This window comes from Lyngbya sp. CCAP 1446/10, from assembly GCF_026130175.1.
Classification (GTDB): Bacteria; Cyanobacteriota; Cyanobacteriia; order Cyanobacteriales; family Microcoleaceae; genus Microcoleus.
Genome location: NZ_JAIGNI010000042.1, coordinates 18,999 through 31,756, shown reverse-complemented (window position 1 = coordinate 31,756; position 12,758 = coordinate 18,999). Strand labels below are relative to the sequence as shown.

The 12,758-nt window shown below is 45.4% G+C and carries 11 protein-coding genes; 7 read left to right on the top strand and 4 right to left on the bottom strand.

The window, feature by feature from the left end; genetic code table 11:
* The first annotated feature begins 135 nt into the window (after window positions 1–135).
* Window positions 136–1,758 (top strand): NB-ARC domain-containing protein, encoded by a 1,623-nt coding sequence (locus tag K4039_RS17990; protein ID WP_265237104.1) that lies wholly within the window; start codon window positions 136–138, stop codon window positions 1,756–1,758.
* Window positions 1,759–1,920: 162 nt separating this feature from the next.
* Here K4039_RS17990 and K4039_RS17985 read toward each other — a convergent pair whose 3' ends face one another.
* From K4039_RS17985 to K4039_RS17975, 3 genes are all read right to left on the bottom strand, one after another.
* Window positions 1,921–3,651: an NAD(P)H-quinone oxidoreductase subunit 4 gene (locus K4039_RS17985; protein ID WP_265237103.1), complete on the bottom strand. Its 1,731-nt coding sequence runs from the start codon at window positions 3,649–3,651 to the stop codon at window positions 1,921–1,923.
* A gap of 247 nt (window positions 3,652–3,898) precedes the next feature.
* A complete protein-coding gene (locus tag K4039_RS17980; protein WP_265237125.1) occupies window positions 3,899–4,600 on the bottom strand; it encodes a DUF4079 domain-containing protein in 702 nt (233 codons plus the stop codon).
* 278 nt (window positions 4,601–4,878) lie between these two features.
* Complete coding sequence (locus tag K4039_RS17975) at window positions 4,879–5,625, bottom strand: YHS domain-containing (seleno)protein (RefSeq protein WP_265237102.1); 747 nt, start codon at window positions 5,623–5,625, stop codon at window positions 4,879–4,881.
* 293 nt (window positions 5,626–5,918) lie between these two features.
* Between K4039_RS17975 and K4039_RS17970 the strand changes: the two genes are divergently transcribed.
* The 3 genes from K4039_RS17970 to K4039_RS17960 all read left to right on the top strand — a co-directional run bounded on the left by K4039_RS17970 (window position 5,919) and on the right by K4039_RS17960 (window position 8,834).
* The gene (locus K4039_RS17970; protein ID WP_265237101.1) at window positions 5,919–6,530 is read left to right on the top strand and encodes a cupin; all 612 of its coding nucleotides are present in this window, start codon (window positions 5,919–5,921) and stop codon (window positions 6,528–6,530) included.
* Between the two features lie 172 nt (window positions 6,531–6,702).
* Complete coding sequence (locus tag K4039_RS17965) at window positions 6,703–8,157, top strand: HAMP domain-containing sensor histidine kinase (protein WP_265237100.1); 1,455 nt, start codon at window positions 6,703–6,705, stop codon at window positions 8,155–8,157.
* Window positions 8,154–8,834 (top strand): response regulator transcription factor, encoded by a 681-nt coding sequence (locus K4039_RS17960; RefSeq protein ID WP_265237099.1) that lies wholly within the window; start codon window positions 8,154–8,156, stop codon window positions 8,832–8,834. Before K4039_RS17965 ends, K4039_RS17960 begins: the two co-directional genes overlap by 4 nt.
* Window positions 8,835–9,010: 176 nt before the next feature.
* Here K4039_RS17960 and K4039_RS17955 read toward each other — a convergent pair whose 3' ends face one another.
* A complete protein-coding gene (locus K4039_RS17955; protein ID WP_265237098.1) occupies window positions 9,011–9,943 on the bottom strand; it encodes an ADP-ribosylglycohydrolase family protein in 933 nt (310 codons plus the stop codon).
* Between the two features lie 298 nt (window positions 9,944–10,241).
* Here K4039_RS17955 and minC point away from each other — a divergent pair, with 298 nt between their 5' ends.
* The 3 genes from minC to minE all read left to right on the top strand — a co-directional run bounded on the left by minC (window position 10,242) and on the right by minE (window position 12,746).
* Window positions 10,242–11,045 (top strand): septum site-determining protein MinC, encoded by an 804-nt coding sequence (gene minC / locus K4039_RS17950; RefSeq protein ID WP_265237097.1) that lies wholly within the window; start codon window positions 10,242–10,244, stop codon window positions 11,043–11,045.
* A 395-nt stretch (window positions 11,046–11,440) separates the two neighbouring features.
* Complete coding sequence (gene minD, locus K4039_RS17945; protein ID WP_265237096.1) at window positions 11,441–12,247, top strand: septum site-determining protein MinD; 807 nt, start codon at window positions 11,441–11,443, stop codon at window positions 12,245–12,247.
* 115 nt (window positions 12,248–12,362) lie between these two features.
* The gene (gene minE, locus K4039_RS17940) at window positions 12,363–12,746 is read left to right on the top strand and encodes a cell division topological specificity factor MinE (protein WP_265237095.1); all 384 of its coding nucleotides are present in this window, start codon (window positions 12,363–12,365) and stop codon (window positions 12,744–12,746) included.
* The last annotated feature ends 12 nt before the right edge of the window (window positions 12,747–12,758 follow it).

Genomic DNA, 12,758 nt, shown 5'->3' with positions numbered 1-12,758 from the left:
GTGCTACAGATTAATTGCCGCGCCGACCCCCACCCTAGAATAGGTTCTACTACTTCCTGTCCCCGGATTTGAGGACTGAGCCAGGTTACAGAATATAATAGAATGTATATTTTTAGTACAGGCGAGATTCCTACTTTGACTACTCCGATCCCTCAAAACTTTGTGCAAACGATCGCCAAAGAGCGCGGTGTCACAGATGCCGAGTTAGAGACTCTGTTTATGGCTCTCGATGGTCAATCTACGGCTACCATTGCAACCCAGCTTGGCATTAGCGATATCGCAGTTCGCAAAAGATTAGGCGAAGTTTACAAAAAGTTTCAGATTGCGGGGAACGGCCCTGGAAAGCTCTCGGAATTGAGGCATCAGTTGCTATTTTCATACCACACGGAGCAGGGTTCGATCGATTTTAGTCGAAGTAAAGGATCTCTGTTCAAAATGCCTATCGCCCGCCGACAGGAAGATTGGGGCCAAGCACCGGATGTTGCGGTTTTTTACGGACGGACTGAAGAATTAACTACTTTAAAGCAGTGGATTCTATCGGATAATTGTCGGGTAGTAGCGCTGCTGGGTTTGGCCGGTAGTGGTAAAACAACTCTGTCGGTGCAGTTGGCAAAACAGGTACAGGATGAGTTTGATTTTGTGATTTGGCGATCGCTGCGATCGACTCCAGCACCATCCGACTTCCTCGCTAGCTTAATTCAACTTTTTTCTAACCAACAAAGACCTGATTTACCAGCAGACCTCAACGGCAAAATTTCGCGATTAATCGATTATCTGCGGAAACACCGCTGTCTGCTAATTTTAGACGATTTTGAATCAGTGCTCAAACCCGACGCACTAGCGGGACACTACCGCGAAGGCTGCGAAGGATATCGAGATTTAATTGTGCGGCTCTGTGAGGTCAATCACCATAGCTGTTTTGTCCTAGTTAGTTCCGAAGAACCTACGGAAATGGCTTTGCTGGCGGGAGAAAAAGTCAAGTCTTTAAAACCGGCGATTTCCCAGGAAATAGCCAGGGAAATTTTCCAAGAAAAAGGCTTATCGGCTCAAGATAGAGAATGGGAAATATTGTTAACCCGGTACGGAGGCAATCTGTTAGCATTGAAGATTGTAGCGACAACGATTCACGAGTTTTTTGATGGGAATGTTGGCAAATTTTTGGAAGCGACGGCGTTATTTATTGAAGAACACATCAGCAATTTGCTCGCGCAGCAGTTCGATCGAATGTCGAGTTCAGAACAAGAGATTTCCTATTGGCTGGCTATTGCTGAAGGTCCGATTTCCCTGGCGACTTTGCGAGAACAGATGTTAGTCAATTCGTCGCTTTCCGATTTGCTAAAAAATCTCGATTCTCTGGGTCGTCGCTCGCTGATTGAAAAAATCAGTGAGGGCGGGGAAACTGTTTTTATGCTTCAGCCTTTAATCGTGCAATATGTAAGCGAAAGATTAGTCGAGCAGATTCGAGCAGAGGTTTTGGAGACGGTGAAGACGCAAGGAATAGAAAGAATGCGGCTATTGAAAACTCACAATTTGAGCGCGAGTATTGCTCAACAAAAAGAGATTAAAGAGGCTCGAAGTCGCTCTATTTTAGAATTAGTTAAAAATCGGCTGCAAGTTTTGTTTATGACAACTACAGGCTTTGAAGAACCGCTAAATATTCTGACCAAAGTTGCATCTTTGTTGGAATATAAATCAACCCTGGATGTGGGATATGCTAGGGAAAATCTAGCGCGGATTATTGCAGAAATTCAGCGCTAAGGCAACCGCAAAGATGGTTAGGACGTTGTTAATTGCTTCTTCTCTGTTCCCTCTTGTTACTCGCTCGCGAAGCCGAATGGCCTGCTTCCTTCTACAAAAAAACGATCGCCCTTTCAAAAAAAGCGATCGCCCGATTTTCAACAAAAACAGAATTCAATAAAATTATTTGACAATGCCCAAAACCGAGGCAGATTCAGAGGCAGTAATTTTGCCCAAAGCAGGCGTAGTTGGAGCCTGTGCAATTTTGGGAGCCAAAAATCCCTTCGCATAAATCTGAGGATTTTGTTGAGCGATTTGGATGTAAGATTCGCGGACTTCGGCATTCACCGCCACAGTCTTCGCGTCGTAAACCTGCATCGCCATGTTGGGATAAAAACCAATGCCGACAATCGGTATCAAAAAGCAAAATGCGATCGCCACTTCGCGAGGTTTAGCATCAATAAACGGTGCATCACCAGGCAAAACGCAACTATTACCGAAACAAACCGCTGCATCAAGATTATTTCTCTGATTCAGCAAATTTAGATCTTCGATGTCGCAAGCCGCCAATGTTCCACAGTTGTAAAATAACTGTCGCAGCATCGAGAGCAAATAAATCGGCGTCAAAATCAGTCCCACTGCCGCCAGGAACACAATCACCGCGCGGAAAGAAGTGCTGTACATATCGCTAGTTGCGACGCCCACAAACACTGACAATTCGCTAGCAAAACCGCTCATACCGGGGAGTGCCAAAGAAGCCATCGCGCCTGCTGTAAACAAGGCAAACACTTTCGGCATCACTTTCCCAATCTCGCCCATCTCGTCCATGATCATGGTATGAGTGCGATCGTAAGTCACGCCAGCCAGGAAAAACAATACTGAGGCGATCAAACCGTGGGAAATCATTTGCAGCAGCGCCCCGTTGATTCCCAAATCCGTGAAGGAAGCAATACCCAACAACACGAATCCCATGTGAGAAATCGACGAATTCGCAAGGCGGCGCTTCATGTTCGTTTGGCCGAAGGAATTCAGCGCGCCGTAGATAATATTAACCACGCCGAGCACCGCCATAATCGGTGCAAAGTAAACGTGTGCTTTGGGAAGAAGTTCTAAATTCAGGCGAATCAGTCCGTATCCGCCCATTTTCAGCAACACGCCAGCCAGAATCATCGACACAGGAGAAGATGCTTCACCGTGGGCGTCAGGTAGCCATGTGTGAAAGGGGAAAATCGCCAGTTTTACGCCGAAGGCAATGAACAATCCGCCATAAAGCAGGATTTCTAAACCTAGCGGGTAGTCCTTCAAGCCGAGTTCTACCATGTCGAAGGTAACGTTTCCTCCGCCGTAAAATCCCATTGCTAAGGCAGCTATCAAAATAAAGATGGAAGCGCCGGCGGTGTAAATCAAGAATTTGGTAGCTGCGTAGCGACGGTTTTGTCCGCCCCAAATCGAGATTAGCAAGTACACCGGAATTAGTTCTAATTCCCAAACAATGAACAGCAGCATGATGTCTTGGGCGACGAATACTCCGATTTGTGCCGAATACATCACCAACATGAGGAAGTAGAACAATCGCGGCTTGCGATCGACCTCCCATGCAGCAAAAATAGATAGCGTCGTCACCAATCCCGCCAACAACACCAGCGGAACCGACAGCCCGTCAACCGAAACAGACCAGTTGAGGCCTAAAGAAGGTATCCAGGAATATTTCTCGACGATTTGGAAAGTAGAGATGCTCGGATCGTAGTGCGTCCAAAACACCCAACACATTAATACAAAATCTGTAATGCCTACACCCAGCGCATACCAGCGCACAGTTTTGCCGTCTGTATCGGGCAAAAAAGGGATGGCGAGGGCAGCGATGAGGGGTAGGATGACTATCGCGGTTAGCCAAGGAAATTGATCCGCTATCATGTTAGTGAGAATAAATACTTAGTTGGAAGTTACCTCGATTATAATACTTAAGTTAATAAAAATTTAAGATTTGTAAATATTTTTTTTCTACCAATACCGGGGTTAGTAACTTAATCACAGATTGTGGCAAATGTCAAGAACTTTTTTCAAATTAAATAAAGGTACGTTGTTGCGCTTGGGCGCTCTTTTGGATAACAGGAAAGAGCGCCCAAGCGCAACAATATATTTAAAAATTAACCCCGATCGCTCACGGTTTGGGGCAGGTCTTATTGGGGAAGTCACAGCTATAAATATAGGGTTTCTGCCAGTTTAGAGGAATTTCTAGCAAATCCCTGGTTCCAGTCATTCCCTGTCCCAGAAACAGCATGACAGCGATCGAGTTCAAGATGACATGGACAGTGCGCCAGCGATTCGATCGATCTTTGTAGATGTCTTGAATTATGGCAAGGGAGAAAACCATCAGTAGCGCAGCGGTGATCCCAATGTAGTAGTGAGACCAATACCATTCATCGGTGCGACGATAAACGCCATCTTGAGTGCCAAGAATCACCAAGCCAGCACCAGTCAAAGTCGCAAATATGCCACGCCATAACGCCGGTGTCGATCGATACAACATGACCAAAGAGGCGATCGTCGCAACAAACATCAGCACAATGAAAATGACCTGAAACGAGTTTTTACTCCAAACATCCTTGCTCAAAATATGCTCAAAAATCGGGTAGCCTAGCCCCAACAGCGTCACTCCTACCACAGAGCCTGACAGAATTTTACCTGCTTTGACGTGTTCTGCGCCGACTACAGGAGGAATTTTGCTCTTATCCCCGGATGCAATTTGCTGGCGGCGCTGCATGGTTTGCCAAGCCATATTCAGAACCACGCCCAGCATCGGAAAAACGATCGCTACAGCTACAACGGGATGCAGCAAAGCCATAAAATCTTTAAATTCCATAAAGAACCTTTTTGTTTTTAAAGTCGATCGAACCTCAGATGTTACACCATTCTCAAGAACAGGCAAGATGCCTGTTCCACAAAACAGCAAGTTTGTTGTCGGGTAGGCGTCAGCAGCCACAGACAAGATGCCTGTGGCACCAAACATCAAATTGCTGGCGGGGTGGGCATCCCGCAAGCAGTAAAAAAACTTATTTGCGGTACAAAATGTGACTTTGAGCCAAGTATGACAGTTAAAAAAACAGTTACTGAGTACCCGCGCCCAAGTCCTATTAGAAGTTAGCGAAATAATTCTTTGTTATTCAAAATAGCCGGCCAATTTTTATTTGCTAAAACAATGTGACCGGGAATATCACCCATCCACTGTGCTTGTACTTTCTTGTCGTAGTTGAGATAAAGCTTCCCATCAACAATTTTCCAGGCATCAGGCTGGGTGGCAACAAGATTGCCTTCACTCGCAGCCTGAGCGCAATATCCACCGTATTGAGGAGCATACTTTTCAGGATTTTGAGCAAACATATCGCGGTTTGCTGCACTAGCAAACATCCAAGTTGTTCCGCCCCAATCCTGTTTAAATTGGCTAACTCCCATCACTAATTTACTTTGGGTGAAATAGGCTACGACATCCTGACCATCAAGGGCTACGCCTTTCTCGGTATAATACTTAGGATGAACAGTTGTTGTGCTGCTTTTTCCTGCACAAGGATTGGCTTTACCCGCACAAGGATTAGCTTTACCCGCACAAGGATTGGCTTTACCCGCGCAAGGATTGGCTTTACCCGCGCAAGGATTTTTACCAGCACAAGGATTGGCTTTACCAGCGCAAGGATTGGCTTTACCAGCGCAAGGATTTTTACCAGCGCAAGGATTGGCTTTACCAGCGCAAGGATTGGCTTCTGCAATTTTGGATGAAACGGTTGTAGAGTTTGAGTTTGTTGAAGCTTTGAGATTGGCGTAGCTAACATTAGCTGTTGCCAAACCTAAAATGGTGGCAATGGCGATCGTGGTAATGTATTTTACTTTCATGTGTTTAATTCTAGATAAATTGTTAGTAGTTTCAGGCTAGATATTTGCTTGAAAATTCTTGCTTTCTGGCAAATCTGCTGATCTTTTGTTGTCCTCAAGACTTGAGGTTATTTACATTAACACTCAAGAATATGAGTGCTAGATGAGGAAGAGATGGATGGGAGATAAAACTCTGAATGCTGGATCTGTCCGTTTCTTCAGCAAAAATTCATCTGGGAATTAGGAACGCATCATCTAGTTAGCAGGAATATCTTATAGAGTGGAGATCAACCCCGATCATTGGTGTCAAATTTATGACAGGAAAAGACTGGTTAGTGACGGATGATGGACAGTACCATGTTTGCGAAGCTACTAATCAAATTGAAGATTTGACTCATCCCTACCGACTTTACCGCTTTTTAACTGACTTGGAAGATGTCTTAGAGCAAATTAGTGATGATTCTTTACGACTCCAGGCAATTTGTCCCCTTGTTCGCAGGTTGTTAGATAGTTCCCCCTGGTTTCAAATGTCTCTCCTTGAGCCTGACTCTGAGACTGGCTGGGCGGTACAAACACTTTATGATGAACCGTTTTTTCCTCTGACGGTGCAGTTGGTGGCTTGGGCTCCGGGTACAGTTTCTCCGATTCACAATCATGCGAGTTGGGGAGTGGTGGCGCTACTGGGTGGAGAGGAGAAAAATACTTTGTGGAGGCGATCGCCAATTGCGAAGTTTCCCGATAAAATTCAAACAGTGGGCGATATTTTGCTTGCACCTGGTGACGTTTTGTGCTTGATGCCTGATGCGATTCATCATGTGGAAGCCCTCGGAGATGAACCAACAATTAGTTTTAATCTTTATGGTGAAGCAGATTATGTTCGACGCTTTGAGTTTAACCAGATAAAAGGCACTGCGGAAAACTTTTAAGCGAGCATTCTGATGGATCTTTTTATCTACATTTCTGGACTCACTCATACCAAATAAACCACCTTTGGGGGACGGGCAAGATGCCCATCCCACAATTGCTGCTTTTGATTGCTCTAGTTGGAATTTGTATAATTTTTATACTTAATTACTATCACTAATACTTACAAGAAAAATGAAGCAATTTCCCCGATTTAGATCTGTCCTCAACCATCTCACTGGTAAGCGAATTTCCACTTCTTCACTTCAGTTTCGATTAACACTAGAATTGCTAGTGCTGTCGATTTTAGGACTTAGCAGTGTGGCATTTTGGGCTGGCTGGCAAAGGTCGCAAAATCTAGTTGGTGCCCACAAACAAACGCTGGAATATATTGGAATGCGTTTTCCCGAACAGGTTGAACTTTATAGTGAAATGGGTTCACTAGAAATTGGCTTGACTCGAAGTGTTCATAAAGCTTCTACAGGAGGAATTATGGTGTGGGTGAAGCGAAAGGATGGGATGCTTTTGGTGAATTCACCTGATATGGATATGCAATCTTCTAAAATTACGAAGATGATCTCGTTGACGGAAGTACCTGCTGAGCCGACTTTTGTTCAGGTGGACGATCGCTATTTGGTGATCTGTAGCACGACTCTACGGATTAAAAATGAATTGCTGGGTACGGTATATTTTTCTCAAGATATCACTGATGAGCAACGTCAATTAAATGATGGGATTCGGAGTTTAATTGTTGTCTGTATTGTGGTAATCTTAGTGTTGATGGTGGCGATCGCCAGTCGCATTCGTCATGCTCTTCATCCTTTGGAACAGATGAGTCAGATAGCTAGCACTTTGTCTGCTGATAATTTGCAGGCGGCAAAACTCCAACTGCATCAGGCTCCTGATGAGATTTTAGGACTTGCACAAACTTTTAATGAGATGTTGTTTAGATTGTCTGGTTCCTGGGAGCAACAACGCCAATTTGTTGGTAATGTTTCCCACGAATTACGCACTCCGCTGACGGTTGTTGTTGGTTATTTACAAAGTTTGCTGCGCCGCAGCACTAATTTAAGTGATTATCAGCAGCAAGCACTGGAAACAGCGGTTGGGGAAACTGAACGCACGATTCGGATGTTAGAAGATTTGCTGGATTTGGCACGGGCTGATAGCGGCAACCTGCACTTTCGCTTGCATCCGGTGATGCTGAATACTCTGGTGGCTGAAGTTGCCGAAATGAGTCAAAAAGTGAGCAATCGAAAAATTATTTTAGTACCAACTTATGAGGATGTTGTCGCCTGTGCGGATCAGGATCGCTTGCAACAAGTGTTAATTAACTTAGTTGATAATGCAATTAAGTATTCTGCTCCTGAACAACCAGTTGAGTTAGTCTTAGAAAAGAAGGAACAGCAGGTGATGATTCATGTGGCCGATCGCGGAATTGGGATTTCTCTGCCCCATCAAAACCGGATTTTTGAGCGGTTTTACCGGGTGGATGAGTCTATGACTCGCTCTAGGGACGGTACAGGGCTGGGATTGGCGATCGCCAAAAGCCTGATCGAAGGTATGGATGGACGTATCACGCTCCGTTCTAAACCGGGAGAAGGTAGTATTTTTACTATCACCTTACCTGTCTGGAATCCGCAGCTATGAGCGATCGCATTCTCTTGGTTGAAGATGACCCTAAACTAGCGAAGTTCATCGAATCTGAACTTACTCTAGAAGGCTATCACGTCACCGTCGCCCCCAATGGATTGGATGGATTGATGATAGCCCGCACGGCTGAACCGGATTTATTGATTTTAGATTGGATGCTTCCGGGTATCTCTGGATTGGATATTTGTTTAAGGTTGCGATCGACTGGCGTGCAAGTACCAATAATTATGTTAACAGCAAAAGATGAAGTACCCGATCGCGTAACGGGATTAAATGCTGGCGCTGATGATTATGTGACTAAACCTTTCAGTATCGAAGAACTTCTAGCGAGAGTGAAAGCACGTCTCCGTCGCCTCCAACCAAATGACCCGGATAGCTTAGAATTTGAAGACCTAACTTTAAATTGTTTAACCCGTGAAGTTTATCGAGAAAATCAATTAATTGAACTCACAGCTAAAGAGTTTGATTTGTTGGAATTTCTGCTGCGGAATCCCCGTCAAGTGATTACGCGCGATCGCATCTTAGAAAAAGTCTGGGGTTACGATTTTATGGGCGAGTCAAATATTATTGAAGTGTATATTAGGGCGTTACGGATCAAGTTAGAAGCAAGTAACTCAAAACGCTTGCTGCATACGGTTCGAGGAGTTGGCTACGTGTTGCGAGAGCCAAAGTAATATCTTTTCTCAAACAAATGACCAATTTTGTGTTTTTTAACAGGAAAAATGAGGCTAGTTTACATAATTGTTTGGTCAGTTGCGTCGCTGTGATATTGTCGATTTTTAAACGGAGAATTTTGCTGGCGACGCACCCTACGGCTACGGCTATTGTTGCATAAAAACTCAGTTTATAGTCACCCGTGCGTAAGTCCTAAAGTCAAGAGTTGTTCGGCGAAAGATGCAATTAAAGAGCGATGTGCCAATTGCGATCGCCATTTTTCCGGTATAGCAGATTCGCCGTAAAAAGCCCCCGCCAACTGTCCGTAAACCGCACCAGTTGTATCCGCATCGTCGCCCAAATTCACCGCCAACAAACACCCTTCGGCAAAAGACGAACTGTTATAAAATGCCCAAAGTGCCGCCTCTAATGACTTAACTACGTAACCAGTACCCTTAATTTCAGGAGGTTGTCGCCGTTTAAAAGAACCCGCTGCAATTTCATCAATTTCTGCCACCAGGGGGTGCGCGGCCCAATATTCGGCGATCGGACAATATCTTTCCGAAAGCAACACATCTTTGCTAATTCCATTCACAGCCCCCGCAATTAAAGTACCAAAATAGCGGCAAGCATCCACGCAAGTAGCAGCACCGTGAGTAGTGCGAGAACTTGTTCCCGATTTTTCTATGACTTCTAAAGGATTTGTAGCATAAAACAAAGGTACGGGAGCCAAACGCATAATGGAACCATTGCCAGCAGTCTGAGCATCGGTAAAACCGCAGTAAGGTTTTCTTGTATCTTCAAACTTCCAAAGTGCTTGTTGCACCGTATTGCCAATATCAAAACATTCACCAGTGCTGCTCAAATGTCCGTTTCGCCACCACTTGAGATAAGTTTCTAATTGATGGACTGGATCGAAACCTTGTTTCTCAATCAAACTTTCAGCTAAACAAAGTGCCATTGATGTATCATCAGTCCACTCTCCCGGTTGCAGTCGAAAAGGGCCGCCGCCAACCATATCGTTAATAGGCTCAAATGTTCCGGGGCGATGGAATTCTAAAGTTGTTCCCAAAGCGTCGCCAACTGCTAAACCGAGAAGACTACCGCGATAAAGTTCTATTTGCTGCATAAAGTAGTTAAAAATTAATAATTACAGGACTTAGACAAAAAGTGGTTTGACGCGCTACTTATCCCGCCTTTGGTGCGGAGTACACACCCTACTTTATTCCGATCTTAATTCTATTTCTCTGTGTTCTCTGCGCCCTCTGCGGTTAATTAAAAAAAAATCTTGGTGACAAACGAAATATAATTGCCTTACCTGCGGTTAAAAATAAAAAAACCAGACTTTTCGCCCCAAAAGCTGAGGCAAAAGACTACTCAGGCTAATATTGATGTTAACCTGTCTCTACCCGATATCAAACCGTCCCATGACACCCGATGCCTCCGCCGGAGCTGCTGCTGCCGCCCCTCAATCAACACCCGAAGTCAGCTTAGAGCTGCAAGTCCGACTCAAGACTGAAGATGGACAGCTATTGTTGCTACTTCCCCCAGAAACCAATAACGAAGCCGCAACTGGTACGGCATCGACTTGGACTGAACTTTGGCAACAGCTAAAAGTTAGGCTAAATGCTGGAGAACGCTTTTGGCAGGAAAATGCAGAAGTACAATTGATGGGGAGCGATCGACTTTTAGATATCCGCCAACTGCAAGAAATCGCCGATGCCCTCTCTGAAGTGGAACTGCAACTCAAACGAGTCCACACCAGCCGCCGCCAAACCGCCGTTGCCGCAGCTACTGCCGGCTATTGTGTAGAACAGCAGCCTCCGGTTTCTTCCCTGAATAAATCCACTGCCCAAAAACCGCAATCGCTGGCGGAACCTTTATATTTGCAGATGACAGTGCGATCGGGCGTAGAAATTCGTCATCCAGGGACGATCGTACTTTTGGGAGATGTAAATCCCGGTGGCTCAGTCATCGCCGGAGGCGATATCCTAGTTTGGGGCCGTTTGCGGGGCGTCGTGCACGCTGGTGCCGGCGGCAACACCAACAGCGTGATTATGGCCTTGCAGATGGAACCGATGGTGATTAGGATTGCTAAGTACGTTGCCAGAGGCCCAGAAACCTCACCCGCTCAGTTTTTCCCGGAAGTCGCCTATGTGACGCCTCAGGGGATTCGGATCGGCAGAGCCTCTGATTTTGACAAATCGCAGTTAATCGGCGGTAATGAGTAATAAGTCATCAGTCATTAGTCATTAGTCATTGGTCATTAGTCATTGGTCATTGGTCATTGGTCATTGGTCATTAGTAATACTATTTTTCTTTAAGTCGGCGCTTGATAATTTTGGTCTTGGCGAAATTAGTCAGTCAAGGAAATTTTAAAATTTCAGTGCAAATTTAGAGACAATTCGTAGAACAATGAGAGTTATGAGTTTTGAGTGTTGAGTTGATTCAATGAATAACAGATTGCGGCCCAATTCTCATAAAATAATTGCCAACAAACGACAAATAATAAGATTAATTGCCAATGACCAATGACTAATGACTACTGACTAATGACCAATGACTACTGACTACTGACTACTGACTACTGACCAATGACTACTGACCAATAAATCTAAAATCGCTTATGGCTCGCATTATTGTTGTTACATCAGGGAAAGGCGGAGTGGGAAAAACCACATCCACAGCTAATCTCGGCATGGCTTTAGCTAAGCGGGGGCGCAATGTTGCCGTAATTGATGCCGATTTCGGCCTCAGAAATTTAGACTTGCTGCTGGGCTTAGAAAACCGGATTGTTTACACGGCATTAGAAGTTCTCGCCGGAGAGTGCCGGTTAGAGCAAGCTTTGGTGAAAGATAAGCGGCAGCCGCGTTTGGTGCTGTTGCCGGCTGCTCAAACTCGGATGAAGGATGCCATCAGCGCCCAGCAAATGAAGCAGCTTGTGGGGATGTTGTTACCAAAGTATGACTATATTTTGATCGACTCTCCGGCTGGAATTGAACAGGGTTTTCAAAATGCGATCGCCCCGGCGCAAGAAGGTATCATTGTCACCACTCCAGAAATCGCTGCTGTTCGTGATGCCGATCGAGTCATCGGCCTGCTGGAAGCCAACAACGTCAAGAAAATCCAGCTAATCGTCAACCGGATTCGGCCCGCAATGGTGCTGGCAAATGATATGATGTCGGTGCAAGACGTGCGGGAAATCCTCGCCATTCCGCTGTTAGGCGTTGTTCCCGACGACGAGCGCGTCATCGTTTCCACCAACCGAGGCGAACCATTAGTATTGTCGGAAACAGCCTCTTTAGCTGGAACTGCCTTCGACAATATTGCCCGCCGCTTAGAAGGCGAAAAAGTTGAATTTCTAGATCTCAATCCCCGTCGGGAAAACTTGTTTACTCGACTCCGCAAGTTCTTAAACATTAAAATTATGTGATGTGCTGCAATATTGGCGATCGATCTTGAACAGCAGCCACTGCATCACAAAAAGTAGCCGAAATTTTCCCCAGTGATTTTTTCTATGCCCAACCCTTGACAAACCAGATCTACCCATGCTGTACACACTTCTCGAAAGACTTTTCCCGCACCCCCCTGACAACAGCCGCGACGATGTAAAACGTCGCCTCAAACTGGTTCTAGCCCACGATCGCTCAGAGCTCAGCCCCGAAATGGTTGAGTCGATGCGCCGAGAAATTCTAGAGGTGGTGTCTCGCTATGTGGAAATTGATACTACCGAGTCGGAGTTCTCGCTAGCTAGCGATCAGCGGGCTACAGCATTGATTGCAAATCTCCCGATCCGGCGGGTGAGGCGGGAACATCCACCGGAAAATTTGCCCTATAAATTGCCAGAAAAATTGCCAGAGAATCGACCTGAAAATGTTGCTGAGTATGTACCGGAGTATGTAGTCGAAACTCTCCCCGACACTACGGATTAACCGGGATTGACA

Excerpts from the sequence above, each read along its gene's own strand:
- K4039_RS17985 (WP_265237103.1), bottom strand. The coding sequence starts at position 3,651 with ATGATAGCGGATCAATTTCCTTGGCTAACCGCGATAGTCATCCTACCC.
- K4039_RS17980 (WP_265237125.1), bottom strand. The coding sequence starts at position 4,600 with ATGGAATTTAAAGATTTTATGGCTTTGCTGCATCCCGTTGTAGCTGTA.
- K4039_RS17975 (WP_265237102.1), bottom strand. The coding sequence starts at position 5,625 with ATGAAAGTAAAATACATTACCACGATCGCCATTGCCACCATTTTAGGT.
- K4039_RS17970 (WP_265237101.1), top strand. The coding sequence starts at position 5,919 with ATGACAGGAAAAGACTGGTTAGTGACGGATGATGGACAGTACCATGTT.
- K4039_RS17965 (WP_265237100.1), top strand. The coding sequence starts at position 6,703 with ATGAAGCAATTTCCCCGATTTAGATCTGTCCTCAACCATCTCACTGGT.
- K4039_RS17960 (WP_265237099.1), top strand. The coding sequence starts at position 8,154 with ATGAGCGATCGCATTCTCTTGGTTGAAGATGACCCTAAACTAGCGAAG.
- K4039_RS17955 (WP_265237098.1), bottom strand. The coding sequence starts at position 9,943 with ATGCAGCAAATAGAACTTTATCGCGGTAGTCTTCTCGGTTTAGCAGTT.
- minC (WP_265237097.1), top strand. The coding sequence starts at position 10,242 with ATGACACCCGATGCCTCCGCCGGAGCTGCTGCTGCCGCCCCTCAATCA.
- minD (WP_265237096.1), top strand. The coding sequence starts at position 11,441 with ATGGCTCGCATTATTGTTGTTACATCAGGGAAAGGCGGAGTGGGAAAA.
- minE (WP_265237095.1), top strand. The coding sequence starts at position 12,363 with ATGCTGTACACACTTCTCGAAAGACTTTTCCCGCACCCCCCTGACAAC.